The sequence below is a fragment of the Dyadobacter sp. SRI_021 genome (genome assembly GCF_057586235.1).
The window spans coordinates 969,165-990,046 of record NZ_JBYCZM010000001.1 but is presented as its reverse complement, the minus strand read 5'-3'; the positions used below and the strand labels follow the sequence as shown (position 1 = coordinate 990,046).

Annotated in this window: 15 protein-coding genes; 12 read left to right on the top strand and 3 right to left on the bottom strand. The window is 51.1% G+C overall.

Going from position 1 to position 20,882, the window contains the following annotated elements; translation table 11 throughout:
* The first annotated feature begins 266 nt into the window (after positions 1-266).
* The 12 genes from AC2YIT_RS04135 (at position 267) to AC2YIT_RS04080 (ending at position 16,144) form a co-directional block, all read left to right on the top strand.
* Complete coding sequence (locus AC2YIT_RS04135; RefSeq protein WP_487278313.1) at positions 267-3,449, top strand: SusC/RagA family TonB-linked outer membrane protein; 3,183 nt, start codon at positions 267-269, stop codon at positions 3,447-3,449.
* Positions 3,450-3,503: 54 nt separating this feature from the next.
* Positions 3,504-5,048 (top strand): SusD/RagB family nutrient-binding outer membrane lipoprotein, encoded by a 1,545-nt coding sequence (locus tag AC2YIT_RS04130; RefSeq protein WP_430842156.1) that lies wholly within the window; start codon positions 3,504-3,506, stop codon positions 5,046-5,048.
* A 213-nt stretch (positions 5,049-5,261) separates the two neighbouring features.
* Positions 5,262-7,325: a glycoside hydrolase family 20 zincin-like fold domain-containing protein gene (locus tag AC2YIT_RS04125; RefSeq protein WP_487278312.1), complete on the top strand. Its 2,064-nt coding sequence runs from the start codon at positions 5,262-5,264 to the stop codon at positions 7,323-7,325.
* A 168-nt stretch (positions 7,326-7,493) separates the two neighbouring features.
* Complete coding sequence (locus AC2YIT_RS04120; RefSeq protein WP_430842159.1) at positions 7,494-8,279, top strand: creatininase family protein; 786 nt, start codon at positions 7,494-7,496, stop codon at positions 8,277-8,279.
* Positions 8,280-8,393: 114 nt separating this feature from the next.
* Entirely contained in the window at positions 8,394-8,774 is a 381-nt protein-coding gene (locus tag AC2YIT_RS04115; protein ID WP_487278311.1) for a RidA family protein, read from the top strand.
* A 29-nt stretch (positions 8,775-8,803) separates the two neighbouring features.
* Entirely contained in the window at positions 8,804-9,748 is a 945-nt protein-coding gene (locus tag AC2YIT_RS04110; RefSeq protein WP_430842162.1) for a 3-hydroxyacyl-CoA dehydrogenase family protein, read from the top strand.
* Positions 9,745-10,878, top strand: a complete 1,134-nt coding sequence (locus AC2YIT_RS04105) for a mandelate racemase/muconate lactonizing enzyme family protein (RefSeq protein ID WP_487278310.1) — start codon at positions 9,745-9,747, stop codon at positions 10,876-10,878. Before AC2YIT_RS04110 ends, AC2YIT_RS04105 begins: the two co-directional genes overlap by 4 nt.
* Entirely contained in the window at positions 10,875-11,813 is a 939-nt protein-coding gene (locus AC2YIT_RS04100) for a DMT family transporter (RefSeq protein ID WP_487278309.1), read from the top strand. The genes AC2YIT_RS04105 and AC2YIT_RS04100 overlap by 4 nt, the downstream gene beginning before the upstream one ends.
* A 12-nt stretch (positions 11,814-11,825) precedes the next feature.
* Entirely contained in the window at positions 11,826-12,782 is a 957-nt protein-coding gene (locus AC2YIT_RS04095) for a dihydrodipicolinate synthase family protein (RefSeq protein WP_430842168.1), read from the top strand.
* Positions 12,783-12,850: 68 nt separating this feature from the next.
* Positions 12,851-13,594, top strand: a complete 744-nt coding sequence (locus AC2YIT_RS04090; protein WP_487278308.1) for an SDR family NAD(P)-dependent oxidoreductase — start codon at positions 12,851-12,853, stop codon at positions 13,592-13,594.
* A gap of 75 nt (positions 13,595-13,669) precedes the next feature.
* On the top strand, positions 13,670-14,743 hold the full coding sequence (locus tag AC2YIT_RS04085; RefSeq protein ID WP_487278307.1) for a hypothetical protein: 1,074 nt from the start codon (positions 13,670-13,672) through the stop codon (positions 14,741-14,743).
* Between the two features lie 12 nt (positions 14,744-14,755).
* Positions 14,756-16,144 (top strand): Gfo/Idh/MocA family protein, encoded by a 1,389-nt coding sequence (locus AC2YIT_RS04080; RefSeq protein ID WP_487278306.1) that lies wholly within the window; start codon positions 14,756-14,758, stop codon positions 16,142-16,144.
* Between the two features lies 1 nt (position 16,145).
* Here AC2YIT_RS04080 and AC2YIT_RS04075 read toward each other — a convergent pair whose 3' ends face one another.
* The 3 genes from AC2YIT_RS04075 to AC2YIT_RS04065 form a co-directional block, all read right to left on the bottom strand.
* Positions 16,146-16,484, bottom strand: a complete 339-nt coding sequence (locus AC2YIT_RS04075; protein ID WP_487278305.1) for a cupin domain-containing protein — start codon at positions 16,482-16,484, stop codon at positions 16,146-16,148.
* A 19-nt stretch (positions 16,485-16,503) separates the two neighbouring features.
* A complete protein-coding gene (locus AC2YIT_RS04070) occupies positions 16,504-17,202 on the bottom strand; it encodes a hypothetical protein (RefSeq protein WP_487278304.1) in 699 nt (232 codons plus the stop codon).
* 119 nt (positions 17,203-17,321) lie between these two features.
* Complete coding sequence (locus tag AC2YIT_RS04065) at positions 17,322-20,876, bottom strand: M4 family metallopeptidase (protein ID WP_487278303.1); 3,555 nt, start codon at positions 20,874-20,876, stop codon at positions 17,322-17,324.
* Between the last annotated feature and the right edge of the window lie 6 nt (positions 20,877-20,882).

The window sequence follows — 20,882 nt, the reverse complement described above, 5'->3', positions numbered from 1 at the left end:
TTCCTTTACAGGAGACCGGCTTTTTTTGCGCCATAGGATTTTCTGCTGAAAAGGGTGGTTGTCGGCAGGCATTCGGCGGGTCACTGCATTTGCGATAGATCATTTGCTGAAAACGCAGAACAATAATTTTTTCTAAATTTTTTTGTTGACAAAAAAATAATATATTTGTTAACATTATTTCGAATACTGCTTGTGTACTTATCCCGTCCGGGATGGGTGGTTTCTGTTGCCCTATTAAACCCATTACTGTTCCGAAATCTTTGTTTATGAAAAAATCTCTAAAATTCCCGGAATCCCTCCCTTCGGAGATTCCTTTACTGCGGTTTCGTTTACGTAACCGCTTGCAGACCCTTTTGCTGTTGATATGCATGCTGTGTTTGGCAGCGCATTTCAGTCAGACCTTTGCGCAACAGAGTAAGAAGATTACAGGGAAAGTCATCGATCAGAAAGGTGCACCGGTTCCCGGAGCATCTATCGTGGTAAAGCATTCTACATTAGGAGCTATCGCTGATAAAGACGGGAATTTCGATATAACCGTGCCTGAAAGTGCTGTGGCGATTGTTATTTCGTACATCGGAATGAAGACGCAGGAAGTGCTTATCGGTAACCAGAGCGCATTGGGAGAGATTACATTGCTGGACGACGCAATGGGCTTGCAGGAAGTCGTCGTGACTGCGCTCGGAATCGAACGGGCTGCGAAAACACTCACGTATGCGACCCAGAAAATAGGCGGCGACCAGGTAAATGAGGTCCGTGACGCAAATTTTACGAATACACTTTCCGGGAAAATCGCCGGTCTTACCATCACACCGTCCGCGAACGGCCCTGGGGGAGCTACAAGGATTGTTTTGCGGGGTAATCGCTCGATCCAGGGCTCAAACAATGCGCTGATCGTCGTAGACGGCGTGGCGATCGATAATTCCACGCCCGCGGGCCAGGTACGCTACGACGCGGGCGGGCATAGCGGGAGCGATGGTGCGTCGAGTGTCAATCCCGATGATATCGAGTCGATTAACGTGCTGAAAGGCGCGGCGGGCGCGGCACTTTACGGCAGCCGCGCTGCCAATGGCGTCATTATGATCACGACCAAAAAAGGGAAAAGCGGTAAAATCAATGTGAATGTGAATTCCGGTGTCACGTTTGATAAGGCGCTGGTGACGCCGTCGTTGCAGAATACTTACAGCCAGGGGTCCGACGGCACTTATTCCACGCTCACCAACGGAAGCTGGGGTGCCCGCATTGCTGGCCAGAGTGTGAAGGACTGGGCGGGTAATACTGTTTCACTCAAAGCTTATCCCGACAATATCAAGGATTTCTTCAAGACTGCGATTTCGACCAACAACTCCGTAGGCGTAAGTGGCGGCTCGGAAAAGGTACAGTCCTATTTTTCCTATGCCAACAGCTACATCAACGGTATTGTGCCGCATAACCGGCTGTCGCGGAACACCTTCAATGCGCGGCTCAGCTATGACATTACCAGCCGGCTATCAGCGGATGCGAAGGTGACTTATATGTTGCAGAATATTTTCAACAAGCCGGGTGTGGGAGGCGATGGCATGGTGGTTGCAAATGCTTACCGAATGCCACGGAGTGTTGATCCTGAAACACTTAAATCGTATAAGAAAGTGGACGTTACAGGCGTGGAAACGCCCACTTTCTGGACAAGTCCTGATGCCGTGTACATGAACCCTTACTGGACGATCAACAATACGCATCGCGACGAAAACCGCAGCCGCGTTACCGGATTGTTTGTTTTGAGATACAAACTGACCGACTGGCTGAATGTTCAGGGACGGGTGAGCTCGGATAGCTATAATGATTTTATCACACAGAAGTATGCCAATAATACCGTCAACTACGCTCGTCAACCCGGTGGGTATTATTCGGAGGGAAATGACTACATCGCCGAACGAAATGCGGACCTGTTGCTGACCGGTACGAACAACATTGCGCCGGATTTGAAGGTGACGTATAACCTGGGTGGTTCAATACTGAACCGGAGCATGCGGCACCGGATCAATGCGGCCGACGGGCTCGGTTTTGCTAACAAATACGACCTGAGTTACGCCACAACGCTCAAAACCGAAACTGCGACGGCGAAACGACAATTGCAGTCGGTCTATGGAACGGTGCAGTTCGGCTACCGCGACTACCTCTTCCTCGATCTCACTGCGCGGAACGACTGGTCGAGTACGCTGCCGTCGCCGTATTCGTATTTTTACCCCTCCGTCGGTTTGTCGGCGGTGATTTCCGAGATGGTCAAATTGCCGCAGTGGGTAAATCTGGGTAAAGTGCGTGGGTCGTTCACGAAAGTGGGTAATGACGCCGATCCTTACCTGTTGGGTCAGACGTATACTTATATCCGTGGCGGTTTTGGGGGTTATATCGCGAGCAGTAGTACCAAAGCGATTGCGGATTTGAAGCCCGAATTGACCCAATCCGTAGAATTTGGCACAGAATGGCGGTTTTATAACAACCGTTTGGGTGTTGATTTGACCTATTACAAAACCAATTCTAAAAACCAGCTGATCAGGGTCGCATCGCCGGCGTCGTCTGGCTACTCCACATTGAATGTGAACGCCGGAAATATTCAGAATCAGGGATTTGAAGCGGTATTGAGTGTAAAGCCGGTTGCTGCAAAGAATTTTACCTGGAACGTAGGGCTTAATTATGCATTGAATAAAAGTAAAGTGGTTGCGTTGTACGACGGAGTTAAGCGACTGTATCTTGGTTCGACTACAAGCCTTCGGACAGCGACCCCACTGATAGTGGAAGGTGGTTCTTTCGGGGATTTGTATGGATATAAATGGAAGACGCTAAATGGTAAGTATGTAGTCAGTGATAAAGGTGTCCCCGTGAAAACGGAAAGCGATGAAAAGCTGGGAAACTATAACCCGAAATTCTCGGCCGGTTTCAGCAATAACTTCAATTACAAAAACTGGGCATTGAATATCCTTGTGGATGGTAAGTTCGGAGGTGTGATCACCTCGGGTACAGCTGCCCAAATGGCCTACAATGGTACCGGTATCGACACCGAAAAATACCGTGACGCAGGCTCATGGGTGGTAGAGGGTGTGACTGCCGAAGGAGCGCCGAATACCAAGGCGATCAACGCCGAGACATTCTGGCAAACCGTGGCACAGGGTGATTATTCATGGGGTGAGTTTTTTACCTATCATGCTACAAATGTGCGTGTGCGCGAGGTGTCCCTGGGTTATGATTTCAAAAATCTGCCTGGTTTCCTGAGTGCGGCGCGGCTGTCGGTCGTTGCGCGCAACCTTTTCTTCCTGTACCGCGGCAATGCGATCCTCGACATCCCCGGGATAGGAAAGCGGAAAATGGATTTCGACCCTGAAATGAGCCTCGGTAACAGCAATTACCAGGGGATCGAGTATTTCAATTTGCCATCGACCCGAAACATCGGATTGAACCTCAAACTATCATTCTAAAAAGAACTTATTATGTTGACGAGGATAAAAAATATAAGCACAGTACTAACGAAAATGTTGTCGCTGGTCCTAGTAGCGGCCATTCTCACAAGCTGTACCGACAATTTCGATTCGCTAAACACCGATGCGACCAAGATCAGCAGTGTCGGCAGCAAGGAATACCCGTTCATGTTCGCCTATGCGCTGATGACGCCTACACTCAGCCCCGACAATTTCGAGGTCGGGGAAGGTACAATTGCATCGGTATACTCCCAGTTTTTATCGCAAGCCGCGCACTCCTTTCCGACAGACCGGTACGTGATCCGGCAGGACTGGATGCCTGCCTGCTGGAACCCGGTGTACACCGCTGCCGCACCACAACTGAAAACGATCATGGCTGGTACCGAAACACAAAGTGCCGAGAATGCATTGGCGAATATCTGGTGGGTGTGGATGTTCCACCGGATCACCGATTATTTCGGCCCGATCCCGTATTCCGACGCAGCTTCGGGCAAACGGTATATTTCCTACACGCCCCAGGATTCTATTTATTATGATTTTTTCAAACGGCTCGATGCGGCCTCGACGGTCCTTAAATCACATTCCGGCGAAAAACCGTTTGGTACTTATGACCTGGTTTATAACAAGAATGCAGCACCCGCAACGGCCTGGATGAAGTTTGCCAATACCCTCCGCCTGCGCCTGGCATTGCGGATATCCAAAGTGAACCCGGAGATGGCGAAGCAGCAGGCCGAGGCGGCGGTGGCGGCAGGGGTGATTACCGACATTGCCGACGATGCCTATATGCCGAAATCAACCACAACCTATGCCGAATACAACGGACTGGCCGTGACGGCGGGCTGGGACGATGTACGCATGAGTGCTTCCATGGAGTCGATTTTGAAGGGTTATGAAGACCCGCGGCTACCAATTTACTTCCAGCCGTCGGTCTCGACAGGTACTTACGAGGGCGTGCGGAATGGGTTGTTCACTTCGGAAAAAATCATCGACATCAATTCCAGGTTGTTCAATTCCAATATGGGCACACGCTGGGCTACCTGGGTAGGGAGCGATTGGAAAACCACTTATAATGTGCCCCAGAATATCCTCCATGCGGCAGAGGCCTATTTCCTCCGTGCGGAAGGTGCGCTCAATGGCTGGAATATGGGTGGTACTGCCGAGGATTTCTATAAGAAAGGCATTCAGGCTTCGATGGCCCAGTGGGGCGTGACCGACCAGGCGGCTATCGCTAAATATATTGCCAATACTGCGGTTCCAATAGCGCCAAAAGATGGTATGAATTCGCCTGCGGTAAACGATTATCCTGTAAAATGGAGTGGTTCTGAAAGCATGCAGCGTAAGCAGGTGGCGCAGCAGAAATGGCTCGCATTATTCCCGGATGGTATGGAAGGTTGGGCTGAGGTGCGCAGAACGGGCCTTCCAAAGCTCTATCCGATTGTCCACAGCGAAAATCCTGACCTGCCGGAAGGTACATTCATTCGCCGGATGCCTTTCCTGGATACCGAAAAGCAAACCAATGCCGACGAGGTGGCAAAGGCTGTGAAAATGCTTGGCGGGCCTGATAATGCCGCTACGCCGCTTTGGTGGGACAAGAATTAATATTGTCAGGTGTATTCATTTGTGGTCAGGAGATGGTCATTTGTAGTCAGGAATGGTCATTTGTGGTCAAGGTTGGTTATTTGTGGTCATTGTGGTCAGGAGTGGTCATTTGTAGTCGAGGGCAGTCATTTGTAGTTATTTGGAGGAAAGCATCACAATACCTGACTCCCTGACGTCCTGACTAGTTTACTCATTGTTCAAAAATTTAGAAAGATGCTTCTTCGCCTGCTGATTGCCTGCCTGTTTGCGACATCTGTCTTTGCTCAAAATGTGCCTGTGTTGTTTCCGCAGCCGCAAATGGTGCGCTATTCGGAAGATAAATTTCCGGTATCGTTGCTGACCGTCGCGGTGCCGACGGCGGCCAATGCGGAGGTGCGGTTTGCATTACAGGAATTAAAAAGCACCGTGTTCGAGCGTACGGGAATGGGTATTAAAAATGCATCTCCTTCCGCTTCGGCGACCTTTCAATGGGCGGTACGAAAGGAAGGAGGGGCATTGCCGGAAGTTTCTGAGCGGGATGGCAAGAGCAACCGCGAGCATTACAAGCTGACGGTCTCGGGCAACGGTGTGCGCGTGGAAGCGGAGACGTCCGCAGGATTGTATTATGCCGTGCAGACATTGCGGCAACTGATAACGGGGCAGGGTAAAACTGCATTTATTCCGGGAGTAATTGTTGAAGACAAGCCCGCATTGACCTATCGCGGCGTGATGATGGATTTCGCACACGGAGGCTTGCCGACCGTCGCGGAAATCAAACGGCAGATCGACTTCCTGGCCCGGTGGAAAACCAATCAGTATTACTTTTATAATGAAGTTAGTATTCAGCTGAAGGGTTTTCCAAACATCGCGTACCGCTCGGGTTACACGCAGGCGCAGGTGCGGGAGATTATCGCATATGGCAAACAACGCCACATGGATGTGGTGCCGTTCCTGAATTTGTACGGGCATTTGCATGAACTGCTGCGGAATGAGCAATATGCTGGTCTGGCGATCGGGCAATATGGCCACGAGCTCGATCCGCGCAAGCCGGAGACGAATGCTCTGCTGAAAGATTGGATTAGCCAGTATGCGAGCCTTTTTCATGGTCCGTTCATCCATGTTGGTTTTGATGAAACCTGGGAGACCAAGCGCATTGCAGATGAGAAGGATGCCCGCATTAACTCGGAAGAGCTTTGGGTGCAGCAGCTTGGTTTCGTTCAGGCGGAACTGAAAAAGTACGGTAAAACTGTGCTGGCCTGGACCGATATGAACAATTATTATCCCGATATCATCCAAAAGATCCCTGCGGAAGTAATCCCGGTTTTGTGGGAGTATAAGCCTGATACGGTAGAGATTAATAGATATTTAAATCCGATTTTAAAGGAACAGAAGCCGTTTTTCATACAACCAGCCGTATCGGGCTGGGGCCACATTTACCCTGACGCCGATTATACCTACAATAATATCGACCTCTGCCTCCAAGCCGGTGTGAAGCATAGGGCTCTTGGATTCATACATTCGGTATGGACGGATCCCGTGGAGCCGTTTGTGCGGGCGTCGTGGCTTTTTATGGCTTATGGCTGCATTGGGGCCTGGCAGGGACAGGTGCCTGATAAAAAGCGTTTTACGGAGATGTACAGCCGTGTGATGTACCCGCAGGTGGCGGGAGAAATGCAAAAAGCATTCGATGACCTGGCGGCTTCCAATGAGGCCCTGGATAAATGTCTTGGCAGGAATACCAATGGTATGCCGCGCGGAACGATTATCGAAAGCTGGTCGAACCCTTTTTTGCCTTATTATCTCAAAAATACCGATGAACATGCGGCCGAGTTCCGGAATGCGCGCAGGCTAAGCGAATCTGCTCAGGCTGAGCTGATCAACGCATTGGTCAAATGCAGTCCGAAGGATACGGCATTCATCCATTCGATGATCGTTACCGCGAGGCTGATGCATTTTTCGGCGACGCGCTTTTTGTGGGCAAAAACCATTTGCGACCGCTGGAACGAGTCGATGTTGGGCAGGAAGAAAAACGATTTTGTGGCTTATGACCTCGTTTATCCATGCCACGGCCTGCTCGTGGATGTTATGGACGAGGCCGGTGAGCTGAAAACCGCTTATTCGGAAGCCTGGCGTTCGGAATATATGTCTTATAGGCTCAATACCATGCTGGGCAGGTTCGATGTCGAGAATGGGCTTTGGCAGAAGCTCTCGTTGAAAGTGATCGGTTACCGCATTGAAAACAAGTCCGATCATGTGGCTGATCAGTCGTTTGAAGCGTTGTTTAAGCCGGATTTTTAAATCTTTTTAGCAGAAAAAAGCAGCCGCTTCCGGAATTCGTTCTAAGATCTTTTTGAGAACAGTTAGTATAGAAAATTATTGCCTCGAATTTTGTAAACTATTTTCCTTAAATTTTGTAAACAAAAAATTAATTAATACTTTTGATCAATACCTGTTCCAAACCCAGCTATGTTATTCGCCAATTTGAACTATCCATCGATCTGTGCATCCGCACAAGACGCAGTAGCGGTACTCCCGCTCGGTGCGACGGAACAGCACGGGCCGCATCTGGCAGTGTCGACGGATACGGATATTGTGAAGCACCTCGCGGGCGCCGCGGAGGCATCCCTGTCCGGGCGGGTGCTATTGTGCCCGACGTTGCCATTCGGTTCAAGTCATCACCATCTGTCATTCGGCGGGACTATCAGTATCAAACCGGCATTATACACACAGGTCATTGTGGATGTGGTCGACTCGTTGCTGCAAAACGGTTTTCGGCGGATCGTACTGCTAAATGGCCATGGGGGTAACATCACGCCGGTGAAGCAGGCGCTAGCGGTGCTCAGTAGTGATCTTGATCGGGCTAATGCGGCCAATATAGCACTGGTAACCTATTGGGAGCTAGGTGGAAAGCCGTTTGCAGGCGAAGCGCCCATGGAAAGCCCCGCGCTGAGCCACGCCTGCGAGTACGAAACGAGTATGATGCTTCACCTTTTCCCGGAAAAGGTTTGGCTGGAAAAAGCAGCACGCGCCAAACGCCCGGCCAGCAACGGCTACATCCCCTGGGAAGATGACGAGCCCAGTCGCGGCGTAACGCTTTTTAAACAGACAGCCTACATTTCCAGCAACGGTAGCAGCGGCGAGCCGCAAAAGGCAACCGCCGAAAAAGGAGCGCATTTGATCGGTAAAGCGACGGAGGCGTTGGTAGCGTTCCTGGATGCATTTGCGGGGTGGGGGATTGGCAAGAGGCTTTAGGCTATAAGCTATAAGCATTAAGTCTCTAGAAATAGAATTGTTCAATTATTATAATCAGTTGCTTAAAGCCTAATGCTTAAAGCTTATTGCTTATTGCTTATTGCTCCATTCCATATGCCCAAACAGGAAATCAAGCATCCCGATAAAAGTGTGAGCACAGGCGCCTATTCTGCCGGTGTTTTGAAGAACGGCTTATTGTTCGTGAGCGGACAGGGGCCACTGGACCTCGCTACGGGCGAGGTGAAGCATGGTACCATCGAAGAAGAGACATTGCTCACGCTCGACCACGTAAAGAAGGTTGTGGAAGCGGCGGGCGGAACCATTGACGATATTATGAAATGCACGGTGCATTTGGCGGATATCCATGATTTTGACCGCTACAATGCGGCTTATGCTTCGTTTTTCAAAGGCACTCTGCCAGCCCGCACCACCGTGCAATCGGTATTGTCGGAGGGCATCAAGATCGAGATCGACGCCATTGCATTGATAGGTTAATTTAAGCACCCGGTTTTTGCACCATAACAATGACATTAAAAGAACGTATCGGTACCGTTGGTCTTGGTTTGATGGGATGCAGCATCGCTACCTGCGTGCTGGCGGCCGGACACGAGGTTACTGCGCTGGTAAAAGATGCAAGTGAGGCCAAACCTGCCCGCGAACGGATTCTGGCCTATCTCAGGGAACTTCACGATGAAGGCATGTTGAAAGAATCGCCTGAAACGGTAGCCGGGCGCATCATTATTACGACCAATATCGCGGAACTGGTCGGCCATGAGGTGGTGATCGAGTCGATTACCGAGGATGTGGAGGCAAAAAAGGCCGTTTATAATGCATTGGAAACTGTACTTTCCAACACCGCCATTATCGGCAGCAATACGTCGGCGATACCGGTGTCGGTTTTGCAGGCCGGCTTGTGGCATCCCGAAAGGCTCCTGGGCATTCACTGGGCTGAGCCGGCCCACATTACCCGGTTTATGGAGGTGATTTGCGGGAAAGACTCGGACCTGAAATATGCAGCGCGAATCGTGGAACTGGCCGAAAGCTGGGGCAAGGAGCCATCGCTGCTGCGAAAGGATATCCGCGGGTTTATCACCAACCGTATCATGTACGCCATGCTTCGGGAGGCATTCAATCTGGTGGAAAACGGCTATGCGACGGTCGAGGATGTCGACCGTTCGCTGCGCAATGACCTGGGGTATTGGATCACATTCGCCGGCCCGTTTCGCTTTATGGACCTGACCGGCATTCCCGCCTATCTGACCGTGATGAAGGATCTGTTCCCGGATCTCGACAACCGGCAGACGCCCCCCGAAATGATGGAGCGACTCGTAGCTGCGGGTGCGAAAGGCGTGAGCAATGCGCACGGATTTTACCCTTATACGCCGGAGAGCGCCGAAGCCTGGGAAAAAGCATTTATCGATTTCAGTTACGATATCCGGAAACTGGCTGAAAAATACGCGCAGAAATGACAACAATTGTATCGGTCCGTGCTACGGAAGTAATCGTACCGGCGAAACCCGGAAGTCTTAATTCTGAAACCGTACTGGATAAGGATACCGCATTTGCCCAAAAATTCCTGACGGGTGAAAGTTGGACGGAGTTTGCGAACCAGCCCAAATGGATCATCGAAATGACCCTCGCGAACGGGCTCACGGGCGTAGGCGAGACCTACCGGAGCGCTGCCGGCGAGCTTATCCGCGAAGCTTTGCGCGAGTTTCTGGGGAAAGATGTGTTGAAATTGAACTGGCGGCGGCTGCCCGTAACCGACCAGCGCATTTATGAGGCATTCGAAAGTTGCGTGCTCGACCTCGTGGGAAAGCTGCTGCATGTGCCAGTGTACCAATTGCTCGGCGGAAGCTACCGCGATACGGTCGATTGCATGGGTTGGACGGGACGACGAACGCCGGAGGACGCGGCACAGAAAGCATTCGAAGCGATGCAGAAAGGCCATAAGGTATTCAAATTCAAATGCTCCGATGAGGATCCTGTGCGGCTTTGGACAGAGGAAATCAAAAAGCAATGCGGCAGCGGCATTCAGGTCCTGCTCGATCCGAACCAGCGCTGGAATGATGTGAAAACGACTATGAAACTGATGGAAGGGGTGGAGATGGACGTGATGCTGGGCCTCGAAGATCCGATCCGGCATGCGGATGTTGAAGGTTTTAAATACCTCAAAAAACACCTTGGAATACCACTCTACCGCCATATTTCGCTCCCGTACACGCAGGACATCCGCGACATGATCACGTTCGTGCGCGCGGATGCGGCCGATGGTTACAACTTCAATGGTTCGGCATACAATTGCGTGCTGCTGGCGGAGATCGCGCACCTGGAAGGCAAGCTATGCTGGCGAGGGTCAGAGGTGGATTTGGGCATATCAGAAACTATGGGCCTGCATATCGCGGCGGCGAGCATTAATTGTATCATCCCGTCGGATATTTTCGGAGAGTTGGTGCGGGTGAACGATCTGCTGACCGACCCGATTGCATTTGAAAACGGAGCGGCGAAAGTACCGCAGGGTCACGGGCTGGGTATTATGCTCGACCAGCAGGCACTCCAAAAATATCAAACCGGAAAAACCCTGACCGCGCATTCATGAAGAAGGCATTCTTTTCGTGGACCATTCTTTTTTTCTGCAACCTGATCTGGTCGTTCCATTTTACGTGCATTAAGCTCACGCAGGATCAGGTAGGGCCTTATTTCACCGTGTGGCTGCCCATGCTGCTCGCTACGGTTTTCCTGGCTCCTTATGCATGGCGGGACTTTAAGAAGGGAAATAAGAAACTGAAAGATGTACTCATCTTTGTGCAACTGGCGGCCATTGGCGCCTTCCCGTCGCAGGTATTCATGACCTGGGGTACCCAATATTCCCTGGCGAGCAATGCGGCCATTCTGATCCTTGCATTGCCGGTCGTGACAGCGGTTTTTGCCTTTTTTATATTAAAAGAAAAAATGAACCGCATCCGCTGGATCAGCTTCGGAATCGCGATCGTGGGCGTGCTGCTCTGCTCCACCGACGATATCCGGAACATGGATATGGGCTCACAATATGCGATCGGTAACCTGCTGATTTTCCTGGCAATACTCGGTAACGGCTATTACAATGTCGGCTGTAAGAAAGTCGCCGAACAATATACCGAGATGGAAATGGTTTTTTACACCTACCTGGTCATGGTGATCCTGCTTGCGCCGCTGGTGTGGTATTATGAGCCGGAAATGTTTTCGGTAATACCGCATTATACCACCCAGACCTGGACTGGAATGATCGCGCTGACGCTTTTTCACAACTTCCTGTCAATGCTGCTGTTTTTCAAGGTACTCAAATACCTCGACGCCACACAGGTTGCCTTGTCCAACTACCTCATTACGTTCATGGGATTGCCTATTGCGGCTTTCGTTCTGGGCGAAACTTTGAAAACACAAGCCATTATCGGTGGCGTCCTGGTACTCGCGTCGACGCTGATACTCACGATCGTAGACAGCAAGGCGGCGCGGGAAAAGAAACCGGAAGAACTGGTGAATGCTAATCCATAAAACCCTGAGAGTATGAATGCAGAAAACGAACTGTCGGGCGTCGTGCCTATTATTCCGACGCCATTCACAGAAGATGAGGAGATTGACGAAGCAGCCCTTCGCGACCTGATCGATTTTGCCGTGGCGAGCGGCATCGAGGCGGTTTGCCTCCCCGCTTACGCCAGCGAATTTTACAAACTGACCGACGACGAGAAGTTGCAGGTCGTGCGGGTGGCCGTGTCGCAGGCGGCCGGGCGCGTGAAGATCGTCGCGCAATCCAACCACCCGTCGCTGAAGCAGGCGATCCGGCTGGCACAAGCCAATGTGGCTGCGGGCGCGGATGTGGTGTCGCTGGCGGTGCCCCGGATTTTTAGCCTGCCGGAAGATTCGCTGAAGGCTTACCTGTCGGGGTTTTTGGAATCGGTTCCCGACACACCGGTCCTGATCCAGGACTTCAACCCGGGCGGCCCGTCGATCAGCGTCAGCTTCATTCGCGAGCTGATGGGGCTCCATCCGAATTTCAAATACCTCAAACTCGAAGAGCCGCTTTGTGCGCCGAAGTTTGAAAGCATCATCAAAGAAACTGGCGGGGAAATCGGGCTGTTCGAAGGATGGGGAGGCTTGTATATGCTGGAACTCATCCCGCTGGGCATTCGTGGCGTTATGCCGGGGCTGGCAGTGTCGGATATTTTGCAGAAAGTATTCACCCTCCGTAATCAGGGGGCGCATCAAAAGGCATTCGATTTATTCGAAAAAGTGATGCCGCAGATATTCTTCTCGCTGCAAAACATGGAGCTATTCCATTATGCCGAAAAAGAGCTGCTGATGGCCCGGGGAATCCTCAAAAACAGCATTGCCCGCAAGGCCGCCTATATTCCGGATCCTTCGTCTGTTGCCTATATTAAGGAATTGAATCAAAGGGTTTTGGATGTAATTAATGATGAAACTTGGGAAATAAAGTCACTGGAAACAACCTTCTCGAAAGCGTGAGTAAGAACGGAGAAAAAAGTATTTTTAAAACCGGCAAATCTAAATACAATCTAAAACGCGCTGGTAAAATGAACACTTTCGAGAATCAGGTTGCCATTATAACTGGTGCCGCTTCGGGTTTGGGGCTGGTGATCGCCCATAAACTGCTGAACGAAGGCGCCAGAATTGGGTTACTCGATCTGAATGAGCAGGCCCTGAACGACGAATTTGTCGGGAATCCTGAGCGTGAAGAGCTCATCGGCGTGGATGTCACGGACGAACAGCGGGTGGCACAAGCGGTAGCACGCGTGGTGGAGCGTTTTGGTAAAATCGATATCCTGATTAACTGCGCAGGAATTACGGGTGCCACCAATATCAAAAGCCACGAGGTGGATACGGCCAATTTGCAGAAAGTGTTCAATATCAATTTTATGGCGAGCTTTTATACGGCCAAGGCAGTGCTGCCTTATATGCTCCAGAACAACTATGGCCGGATTTTGCACGTTGCATCTATTGCCGGAAAGGAAGGAAATGCGGGTATGCTGGCCTATTCGGCTTCGAAAGCAGCCGTGATCGGGATGGCCAAAGTGCAGGGGAAAGAGTATGCCGAGACCGGCATTACCGTGAATGCACTGGCGCCCGCGGTGATCCAGACGCCGCTCGTGGACGCGATGCCCGAAGCACAAGTGAAGTACATGACCGACAAAATCCCCATGAAGCGCTGCGGCACGCTCGAAGAAGCCGCCAATATGGCTGCATTTATCGTGTCTCCTGAGAGTAGCTTTACTACCGGGTTTACATTTGACCTTTCGGGGGGTAGGGCGACGTATTAGGCCACGAGCGGCCGGACTGCTGAATGGCGCTCTTAACTTTTGGCAATGATTTGTTGTCAAAAAATCTTAATTATCATGAATATCAACTTTCTTAATCCTATTGAAGGGGACGTCCACCATGCTTATGACGGCGTTTTTGCGGAGGATAAATTGAAAATTATCGTGAGAATAGCAGCGCCGGAAGGCGCTCAAATAGCAGTAAATGGTGTGTCGGCCAAGCGCGTGGGCGATCATTTCGAGGCAGAGGTTTTACTCGAAGGATACGAAAACAAACTGGAAGCGGTAAATACGAAAACAGGCGAAAAGACCGCCATCCGTGTCTTCCTGCTTAAAAATTTCGCCGGGCATTACAGGCTGTCGATCGACGATAATATCTGGTTCTTGAGGGATATTCAGCAAAATAGGGACCGTTATACCTCGCTTTTCGATAACCCTTACCTCGGTTTTTTGAAACAAATCAATGCCGAATACGGTACCAAAATCCACCTGAACCTGTTTTACCAAACCGACGGTTTCAATCTTTCCGATTTCACGGATCAATACAAAAATGAGTGGAAAGCCAATGCGGACTGGCTCCGGCTGAGTTTTCATGCATTGCAGGAGTTCCCCGATATGCCGTATGTGAATGCCGGTTATGACGAAGTGAAGCGAGATTGCGATCTTATTATGAACGAGATCCGGCGGTTTGCCGGAGAGGAAGTGATGCATTCGGTCACCACGATACATTGGGGAGAGGCTACTTCCGAGGGCTCGCGTGCGATGCGCGATGCGGGTTACGTGACACAGGTAGGCTATTTCAATGTGGATGATAACCTGCCTTCGGCTTCCTATTACCTCACCGTGCCGCAGCGGAGGCACCTCAAAAAGCGCTTCGTATGGCGGGATACAGCCCAGGATATCACGTTTGTAAGGGCCAGCATTGTCATAGACACTAAAAAACTGGAAGACATTAAACCGCACCTCGATTCGCACGAAAAGAACGGCCTCAAACCGCCCTACCTCGATCTGTTGGTGCACGAGCAATATTTCTATCCGTCCTATTTCAACTACCAGCCCGATTTCCGGGACAAGATCCGCGCAGCCGTGCAATGGGCGGGCGAGAATGGCTATACGCCGCAGTTTTTGAGTGAATCTGTATCAAATGCATAACCCGCTCCTCCAATGGATCAGTACCGCAGGGATTTTATCAAAATAGCGGGCCTGGGGCTCGCTTCGGCGGCATTACCACAGGGCACTTCCGGCGTGCCGCCAGTACGCGCGGCCGGTCCGCAGCAATTCAATATGTGCAATTACGCCGCGCCAAAGCTGGAAACGGTGCGTATAGGCTTTATCGGGCTGGGGAACCGCGGCATGGCGGCCGTGGAACGCATGAACAAGATCGCGGGCGTGGAAATCAAGGCGGTATGCGATTTACGGGAGGGAAAAGTTAACGAGGCCGTTCAACTGGTGGCAGGCAACGGGCATAAGCCGCAAGGGTACCATACCCATCCCGACGCGTGGAAGAAACTGTGCGAACGCGGCGACCTAGACCTGGTGTACATCGTGACGCCCTGGGCATTGCACACGCCGATGGCGGTATTCTCGATGAACCACGGCAAGCACGTGTGCGTGGAAGTACCTGCGGCCAAAACCATCGATGAATGCTGGGAGCTTGTAGAAACATCGGAAAAGACGCGGAAGCATTGCATGATGACCGAAAACTGCTGCTATGACTTCACGGAACTGCTTACGTTAAACTTGGCACGACAAGGTTTCTTCGGCGAAATCACCCACGCGGAAGGCGCCTATATCCACAATTTACAGGAATATGTGTTTGATAAAGAGCGCTTTTACCAGATGTGGGAGCTGAAAGAGCTCTCGCAGCGGACCGGTAATCTCTATCCGACGCACGGCCTCGGGCCCATTTGCCAGGTAATGAATATCAACCGCGGGGACGCGATGGATTACCTGGTATCGATGTCGAACAATGATTTTGTCATGGCTGCTACCGCCAGGAATCTGGCCGTTAGTGATCCTGATTTTAAGCCGTTTGTTGGGAAGCCGTTCAACGGGATGATGAACACGTCCACTATCCGTACCAAAAAGGGTAAGACGATCATGGTGCAGTTCGACGTCGCGTCGCCACGCCCGTACTCTCGTATTCAGTTGGTGAGCGGTACCAAAGGCGCCGCATTGAAATATCCCGAGCCGGCCCGCATTGCGAAAGGGCACGAATGGCTTTCACCGGAAGAATACAAGGCACTCGAAATCGAGCATACGCCGCCTATTGTAAAGAAAATTGGAGAGGCGGCCAAACAGGTCGGCGGGCACGGCGGCATGGATTTCCTCATGGACTGGCGTACCATCGACTGCCTCCGTAACGGCCTGCCCCTCGATCAGGATGTGTATGATGCCGCGTTGTGGAGTTCCATCGGCCCGCTCAGCGAGTGGTCGGTAGCGCACCGTTCCAATTCCATCGATGTCCCCGATTTCACCCGCGGTAGCTGGAAAACCAATGCGCCCATTGACATTTCCATGGAAAAAGGAGGTACAACGGGCGTAAGGCTTTGAATCAGGACTCCTTTTCGAGTTCGATAAAATCCTGCCGCGCAGGAGTGAAACAGTCGATTACCCTGCATTGCGTGTGCGCGATTGCGGAATGCGGCGCATGCGGGGGAATGTGGGCCGTCATACCCGGTGTGAGCAGCATTGTCTCGCCATCGACGGTGAATTCCAGCTCTCCTTCCAGCACGTGGCACCATTGCTCATGGAAATGGCTGTGCTCTGGCAGCACGGTACCGGCAACGATCGTAAAATGCCCGAACGTCTGCTGCTCCGAATGGGCCAGCGTGCCATAAATACCGTCCCAGATTTTGACTACTTTATTGGTTTTGAAATTGACGAAAGGCATTGTGAAATGAATTTGAATGCTATTTGAAAATGGTAAAAGTAGCTTTTGCAGCAATACGTTGTGCCGTAATTTTTGCTTTTTCTGGCATGAAACCCAGTTTTTCAGGAACGTCGCGACGAGCGCCCAGAAGGTCACGCCCATAGTCTGCCATGAGTGCAAACCTCCGCCATTTGATTCCAGCCGTTGCCGAAGCAACCGGCAAAATGCGATCATAGCCGAATGCGTCGTGGATTACTAGTTTTTCTTCATTGAAAGGATGTTCCGTGATGGATAAAAACTTTTCAACTCCTGCTCTTGCTTCTATAAAAAATAAGAATCTTGACCGTGGATTGATGTACCACCTTATTCCGCCCTCTGCCCGTACATGGTGATGGGTTTCGCGCGCATACCAAAAGCCTGAGCTGTACCACTGGCTGAAAAGATCCGGTAAAATGTCCGTTTGGTGATAGGCTAGCTGCGCGAGCCCGGAAAATCTCGGATTGATATGCCTTTCGAGCCAAACACCCGCACCCCATACGTAATTGGACTTGAAGTGGGAAATATAACCGCCGCCGTCGTCTTTAAATTTTCGGGAATCTTCATAGTAATTTCGGTGATAATAAGTGCGTCCAAGATCAGCCGATATTCCAAATTCCCATTTGGGAATGCTCTGTGCGGCCAGCTTTTCGGATAGGCAGGAAATATAAATAGTTGTAATGATTGTCAGTAGCGTTTTCATAGCTTATCGATTTAAAATGGAAGATTGCAGATTAGAACTTTGATGTAATTTATTCGGCTTGAATAGCAGGTTTGAACGGCTGGCGCAAGTGCCCCAACCGTTCAAATCAGACAGCCTTATTATTTTAGAATAACCGTCCTGGTTGACGTGCTGCCGCTTTCTCCTTTTAATTGCACGAGGTAGGTGCCGGAGGGGATATTGGACAACGAAACCTTTTGATGGTAAATACCTTCGCCGGAAAGTGTCTGCCGGAAATGCACATTACCGCGCATATCCAGTACCGAGAGCTCGGTCTTTTCTCCTTTTTTCAGATAACAGGAAACTTCGAACTGTCCCGAGTTTGGATTGGGCGAAATAAAAAGACCAGTTGCTGGTGTGGCTTCCTGATCTTCTGTACCAACCCTCGCATTGGCATTACTATTGACACAGATGCGGTCCTGCCGGCAACTTCCGCCGCCTGCCCCCTGAATGCGGATGGTATTGTTGCCCGCGGCCAGGTTAACGCTGATCGTTTGCTCCGCCCACACAATGTTCCAGGAACCGGAGTGGGGTAAGTTGACGGTCTGGGCACTGCCTCCATTTACCTGCACGGTTACCGTGGGAGCGGAGGAAGAGTAGTAGCGTAGCTTCACATAGTACGTGCCAGCCGCAGGAACACTTGTAATCGCGTAATCGACATAATGATTATTGTTGTTTTCCTCGCCGCGTGTTTGCCCGTTGGACGCATTCGGGTCGCTGGTGATGGCGCCCGTACCTGCCGACAATTCGGATTCTTTACATTGACTGAAATTGGCAGAGCCGTTCACAGTTACCGTCACCGCCGCCTGGTTGCTCGTACAGCCGTTAACGGTGCAGGTCGCGTAATACGTGGTGGTTGACGCCGGGGCTACATTCACGGAGCTATTGTTTCCGAGGCCGTTGGTCCAGGTAATTGTCCCATTGCAATTAGATGCCGAAAGCGTGCTGGACGACCCGGCATTAATGGTCGAAGGATTGGCGCTCACGGAAGGCGGGTTCGGTGGGTTACACCCGCCTCCGCCGGTTACGCAAATCTTGTCTTGCCGGCAGCTTCCGCCTCCGATACCCTGAATCTTGATAGTATTGGTGCCTGCGCTGAGATTGACATTGAAAGACTGTTCAGTCCAGACGATGTTCCAGGACCCGGAATGGGCCAGATTGACCGTTTGTCCGCCACCTCCATTGACACTCACACTCACCACCGGTGCACTGGATGAATAGTAACGGAGTTTGACGGCGTAAACCCCGTTGGCGGGAACACCGGTAACCACATAGTCGACGTAATGGTTGTAGTTATTCTCGGCGCCGCGCGTCTGTCCGTTTGAGGCATTCGGGTCGCTGCTTACCGGGCCATTGCCATTGGCATTTTCCGACTCGATGCAGGCATTCAGGGCACCTCCGCTGCTGACATTGATGCTGGTTGTGGCAGTTTTGGAACCACACCCGTTTCTTGTTGCGGTAACGGTGTAGGTGTAGCTTCCGGTAGCACCAGGCGCATTGATACTAAGCGGGGAGGTACTTCCATTGACCCCATTCCCGCTCCATGCGTAGGAGACGCCGCCGCAATCGCCGCCTGTGCAGCTGTAAAGTAATTGCAAACCCTGGCCGGGAGCGGGGTTGCCATTGCTATTCGATGCCGACACATTAAAGTTGCAGTTGTTCTGGGTGGTGAGATTGAGCGGGACGACATTCAACAGGCAGCCGGTTTTGATTGTACTCACATTGTAGGTGTACGACCCCGGTGCCGCAGGTGCATTGATGGTGACCGATTTCCCGGTCTGCACCAACCCATTGCCGGTCCATTGAAAGCTGTTGATGTGTGAGCACCCTGAGCCCGAACAGTTGGCGGCGAGCGTTACCGGAGCCCCGCACGCAGGCGCAGCCGGTGAGGCGCTGGTTGTGATCGTAAAGTTGCAGTCGGTACAAGGCGTAACCTGCGAAATCCCTACCTGCGTCCACGCATACGCCGCCTGGCGGGCGACATCGGAGCAGGCACCATACGTATCGATCGCTCCTTGTATGGTTGCCTCCACCGCGTCATAATACGTGGAGTTGGATTGCAAATAGAACTTCAACGCCCGGTAAACCACCTTGGCCGGTTTCGCGTAATCCAGAGGCGTGCCGGTGGGGCCGCCTGTGCGCATGAACCAGTACCATTTGTTCATGACGCCGCTGTTGGTGTGGACTCCACCGTTGTCATTCGAGAGATCATTTGTTGGCAGCCAGTTGGGGCCCAGGTAGGTATCCGGCTGAGGGTCGTTGTCCCAGTTTGGGAAGGGCTGCTGCGGATTCGACATGCTCCTTAATTGATCGGCATCCTCGCCAATCCCATAATTTCCATTTGGGCCGAGGAGATGAAATTCGAGTGTGGCTCCCATGATATCAGAGATGGATTCATTTAAGGCGCCAGATTCGCCCTGGTATACAAGCTTTGCGCTAGTCTCAATCATTCCATGGGTATATTCATGCCCGAAAACATCCATAGTGACTAGACTATTGAAATTTGGGGCTCTTCCAAACTGGACTTGGTCGTTAATCCATCCTGCATTCACTTCGTCAGTCCCAACAACAACTTTCGGATGCGAGCCGTTTCCGTTATATCCATTACGTAGAAATAACAGCCAGCACATCTCGTGCATTTTCTGCGCAAGCCAATGTGCGGTTGTTGCATTTCGGTTTGCATTGCTCCAGTTATTCGTGGGATTAAAGACATCGGGATATACAAGCCAAGGGAATGTTGCATTATTACTCACCACTACCGTAAAAGTGGCGATTCTTGTATTCAACAGGTTGTTATAAGCACTCAATCGATATTGAGCACCCACTTGTTCGGTTTCGAATGTGATATTGGGTTGACCATTTAGGTAGCGGTTGTAATTGGGTATCATGATTGATGCTACCAATGGAGTGTAGGAAGTCAATCCAGCCTTGGGGAAATTCGCTTGGGGGATTTTCCTATGCGAGTCTATTAAACAGTTCATGAACAGCGGGACCTTTTTCAGAATATCCCCGGTCCGGGCATCCACATATATCCGGTAAGGCTCGTGAATGTTTCCCGATTCCAAGTCAAAAACCCAGGCCAGCCGGTAGTTTTCTTTCAAAAAATGCTCATTCTCCCGTGCGAGGATCAATGAGCCGGTCGGTAGGATATTGCCCTCAAAATTATCCTGTGTAAGTCTCTGTTCGTTCAGCGCGGTTTGTCGGGCAATGGCCATATCGATCAGTCCCGATAAGGTCATATCCAGGCCAGCCACGATTCTTCCGTGAGCAGTTTTCAATACATTTTCTATGGAATGTAGGCTGAACTCATTGCCCTCCACAGGTATGTCCTTATAGTACAGTTGAAAAAGCTGATGTGGCATCGCCACCGTGGTTCTTTCCGGTGTTTCTGTCTCGTCCTGAATCGCTCTCAGTTCATATCCTTCCGACAGGCCAAGGTTGCTTGCATAACGAACAATGAAGGTGTCCGGCGCAATGTGTGATGCCGGGTTGTCTTTCAAAAAAAGCCAGCCATAATCTGTCATCCTACTAAAAAGTGAGTCAAATGAAGCATTCCGGTTGCTCCGATAGTAGGGGTTGTATTGGGGTTGGGCCAAAGTAGTACCGGCAAGTGCCGCCAGCATTATGCATAGGATAGTGTTAAAAAATGTTTTCATGTTCAG